This is a genomic window from Streptomyces sp. NPDC055506, from assembly GCF_053643595.1.
On record NZ_JBSHKH010000076.1, the window covers coordinates 37,174 to 39,648 of the forward strand.

Below are 2,475 nucleotides of genomic sequence, written 5' to 3' on the forward strand. Positions count from 1 at the left end.
TGTCCCGGGGCCGGGGGGGGGGGGGGGCGGCCGGGGGGTGGGTGGGGGGTGCCCCCCGGCGGTGGGGGGGGGGGGGGGGGGGGGGGGGGGGGGGGCCGCCGCCCCGGGCCCCCCCCCACCCCCGGGGGGTCAGTACTTCGCTTCCGTCATGGCGTTCTGGAAGGCCAGGGCGTAGCGGGTGGTGCCGGTGGAGGTGGGATGGTAGCTCTCCATCCCGGGGCAGATGGGGTTGCCGGGGCAGGAGAAGTCGGCGGGGTTGTCGGCGGCGGGGCCGGCCACCAGGTCGTTGATGCCGGACGGGGAGTCACACATGCGGTAACCGGAGAACTCGCTGTCGGGCGAGTGGAACGTCACCGGAACGCCGGCGGCCTTCGCCTGGTCCGCCGCCGCCTGCTCCTTGTCCCTCATGTCGTCCGCCCACGCGTTCAGCTGCGCCTGCGCGCCCGCCGTCATGACGCTGACACAGGTGAGGCTGCCGGTGTCGAACAGCTCCGGATACCCGAGCAGGATGATCTTGGCGTTGGGGGCCTTGGCGTGGATGTCCTGCAGCAGCGGGGGGATCTTCCCGGTGGCGTAGGTGAGGTTCTGCTGCACCGTCGCGTCGGAGGGACATCCCTGGGTGAGGTCTCCGCAGGCGCCCACGGTGCCGCCGAAGTTGGCGTCGTTGCCGCCGATGGTGAGCGCGACGAGCGTGGTGTCGGCGTTGAGGAAGCCCGAGTCCAGCTGGGACACCTCGCCGTACTGGCCGAGCGTTCCCGGGCCGCCGTTGCCGTTCGTGTCGAGTGCGGTGTCGACGTCGTAGGAGAAGGCACCGCTGCAGGCCACGGAGTGGTAGTCGAGCGTCTTGTCGAGGGCGTCGGCACGCGACCCGATGGATGTGCTCGTGCCGGGCAGATCGGCCTTGCGTGCCCAGGAGCCGGCGCTGCGCAGACAGGCGTTCCAGTTGTGGCCGGGAGAGGACTGGGTGGCGATGGAGGCGTAGGGGCCGGTGGCCGTGCCGTAGTCGTACGAGCCCGCGCCGGTGCCCGAGGAGTAGGAGTCGCCCATCTGGACCACGATGTCCTTGGGCTTGGACGGGAGGGGCTGGAAGGCGACGCTGTCAAAGGCGACGTCCTCGTCGGCCGTGCCGTCGGGGGCGAAGTTGCTGAGGGAGACCCCCTGGTAGGCGCTGGACGACGGGGAGAAGTCGAACACGCCCAGGCTGACCCAGGAGTTGGTCTGGGTGTGCACGTTCAGGATGCGGTTCTGGGCCGCCCCGGCGCCCGGGTGCACGGTGTAGACGGCGTCCTGTGTCTGGGATCCGGTGTCGGGCAGATGGACCAGGACGCGGGTCCAGCCGGTCAGTTGCGAGCTCGGCTTCCAGGTGCCCGTGATCGCCATGGGCCCGTTGACGTCGGGGGTCCGCGAGAGGTCGTAGCCGTACTGGTTGTCCGCACCGGTGTCCAGGTTACGGGTGTGGGCGTACCAGAAGTGGTCGCCGAACCCGCCCCCGATCTGGTGCAGATCGCCCTTGGCCTCGTAGTGGTTCTGCGCGTCGGCCTGGAAGGGGCTGAAGGTGAACGTGCCCCCGTTGCTCCAGCCGGATTTGGCGCATCCGTCGGTCATGGCGGGCACGGAGGCCGGTACGTCGTCGACGACGACGGCACCGGACGGCACCGCGTTGTCGCACATGTGGCCCGAGCCGTTGTTGCCGTTGCCCAGTTCGGTCTTGAGGGTCTGATAGGTCAGGTACTCATGGCCGCAGCTGCTGCCGCAGGCGACCTTCCAGGTGGTCTGGGGGGCGTGGTACCAGTGCGGCGGGTCGCAGCTCGCGCCGAGGTGGTCGACCTCGCAGCGCGGCGGGGCGGCCGGGTCGCAGTCGTTGTCCGTGGTGCAGAAGGTGTCGAGCCCCGGCTTGACGGAGGAGCGGTCGTTGTCGTTGTCCCACCAGGCCGGTGAGTAACCGGCGGTGTTGCTGTTGTTCGCGATGCCGCTGTCGGCGTAGGCGCGTCCGGTGTCGATGGGCCAGGCACCCCAGCCGAGCACCTTCTCCTCGTAGGGCCAGTCCTGCGGGTGTCCGGCGTCGGCGTAGGTGTTCTGGTCCAGGAAGGCGTGCCGGTCGGGCGGGTAGAGCGGGTTGGACGGGTTGTTCAGCCAGCCGAGGCCCCAGGGCGCGGACGGGTTCGCCGGGACGTAGTAGTTGAGACCGGAGTTGTAGTCCCACAGGGCGGCGAACCAGTTCTCCAGGCCCGCGGGGTCATCGGTGTTGAGCTTGATGCCACCGGGCGAGACGGCGGTGTCGTGGAGCTCGTTCCACTTCTTCTCGAGCGTCTGCGCGGCGACCGCGATGTTGGAGGTGTAGTCGAGCGCGATGGCCTTCTGCTGGGCGGCCGGGAGCTCGTCGACGTCGCCCGTCTTCATGCCGTCGGTCTGCTGGCCGATGCCGTAGCCGCAGTCGGCCTTGGTCCAGTCGATCAGCCAGTGGTCCTCGGGGGT

The 2,475-nt window shown here is 69.9% G+C and carries 1 protein-coding gene; it reads right to left on the minus strand.

The genetic code is table 11. From position 1 onward, the window contains the following. Positions 1-129: 129 nt before the first annotated feature. Positions 130-2,475, minus strand: a 2,346-nt coding sequence (locus tag ACWIF2_RS25970) for a golvesin C-terminal-like domain-containing protein (protein WP_454363079.1), incomplete at its 5' end; no start/stop codon positions are given.